Origin of the sequence: Pseudokineococcus marinus, from assembly GCF_013004605.1 — a bacterium.
Lineage (GTDB): Bacteria > Actinomycetota > Actinomycetes > Actinomycetales > Quadrisphaeraceae > Pseudokineococcus > Pseudokineococcus marinus.
Genome location: NZ_JABEMA010000448.1, coordinates 1 through 1,829, shown reverse-complemented (window position 1 = coordinate 1,829; position 1,829 = coordinate 1). Strand labels below are relative to the sequence as shown.

Genomic DNA, 1,829 nt, shown 5'->3' with positions numbered 1-1,829 from the left:
CCCTCGACGCGGCCGAGCGGGTCGGCGCGAGGCGCCCGGCGTCGGCCGGGGCGGTGGCGGCCTACCGCGGGGGCTACCTCCCGGAGGAGCGCCGCGAGCTCGAGCGGGCGCTGCGGTCGGGTCGCCTGCGGGGCCTCGCCGCGACGTCCGCCCTCGAGCTGGGCATCGACGTCGCGGGCCTCGACGCGGTGCTGCTCGCGGGCTGGCCGGGCACGCGTGCGTCGCTGTGGCAGCGGGTGGGCCGCGCCGGGCGCCGGGGCGAGGACGCCGTCGCCGTCCTCGTCGCCCGCGAGGACCCGATGGACACCTACCTCGTCCACCACCCCGAGGCGGTCGTGGGCAGCCCCGTGGAGGAGGCGGTGCTCGACCCGGAGAACCCCCACGTCCTCGCGCCCCACCTGGCCGCGGCGGCGGCCGAGCGGCCCCTGCGGCCCGAGGAGCTGGGCCGCTTCGGCGACCCGGACCACGTGCGCGCCCTCCTCGACGTCCTCGTCCGGCGCGACCTGCTGCGCCGGCGCGCCGCCGGCTGGTTCTGGGTGGGCGACGGGCGCCCCGCCGACGCCCTCGACCTGCGGGGGGCCGGGGGCGCCCCGGTCGCGGTCGTCGAGAGCACCACCGGCCGGGTGGTGGGCACGGTGGACGCCGGGGCCGCCCACGCGAGCGTCCACGAGGGCGCCGTCCACGTGCACCGCGGGCGCACCTACGTCGTGGAGCACCTCGACGTCGAGGCGGCCACGGCGCTCGTGCGCCGCGAGGACGTCGACGTCGCGACGTCCGCGCGGGAGGTCACCGACGTCCGGGTGCTCGCCGAGCGCGCGCACCGCTCCTGGGGGCCGGTGGACCTGCGCACGGGGCTGGTGGAGGTGACGAGCCAGGTCGTGTCCTTCCGGCGCCGCCGCACCCGGGACGGGCGGCCGGTCGGCGGCGAGGAGCCCCTCGACCTGCCGCCCCGGACGCTGCGCACGGCCGCCGTCTGGTGGACGGTGCCCGAGGAGGTGCTCGCCCGCCACGGGGTGGTCGCGCCCGACGTGCCCGGCGCCGCCCACGCCGCCGAGCACGCGGCCATCGGCCTCCTGCCGCTCGTCGCCACGAGCGACCGCTGGGACGTCGGCGGCGTCTCGACGGCCCTCCACCCCGACACCGGGGCGCCGACGGTCTTCGTGCACGACGCCGCACCGGGCGGCGCGGGCTTCGCCGCGCGCGGGTTCGCGGCCGCGCGCGCCTGGCTCGGCGCGACGCTCGAGGCGGTGGTCGCCTGCCCGTGCACCCGGGGGTGCCCGGCGTGCGTGCAGTCGCCCAAGTGCGGCAACGGAAACGAGCCGCTGAGCAAGCCCGGCGCCGTGGCCCTCCTGCGCGCCGTGCTCGAGCACGCCGACGAGGACGCGCCGCCCCCGCCGCGGTGAGGCGGTCCACCGCATCCCGCCGGCCGGCCCCGCCGCGGTCACCCGCTCGTCGTCCCGACCGCTCGCCGCCCCACCCGCTCGCCACCCCACCTGCTCGCCGAGCCGCGGCTGGTGCGGGACGGGCACGGGCGGGACCCGGCTCGCCGGCGACCGCCTCGCCGGTGACCGGTCCGGTCCGGGCCCCGGCTCGTCCGACCGGCTCCTCCGACCGGCTCCTCGGACCGGCTCCTCGGGAGGGCTCCTCGGAAGGGCTCGGGGGCGGGGCTCACCGCGGACCGGCCCGTGCCGAGGCCCGTGCCGGTCCGAGCCCGCCCAGGGCGCCCGGGACGTCGACCGCGACGACGACCACCACCTCGAGCTCACCGGCGGTGCAGTCGACGAGCCGGGCCCCGCCCCGCACGGCGACGTGCGCCGCGGCGTCGCACG

Annotated in this window: 1 protein-coding gene; it reads left to right on the top strand. The window is 80.5% G+C overall.

Annotation, left to right across the window (positions count from 1 at the left end; translation table 11 throughout):
• On the top strand, positions 1–1,403 hold a 1,403-nt coding region (locus HLB09_RS16475; protein ID WP_171204383.1), incomplete at its 5' end, for a Zn-binding domain-containing protein.
• Positions 1,404–1,829 lie beyond the last annotated feature (426 nt).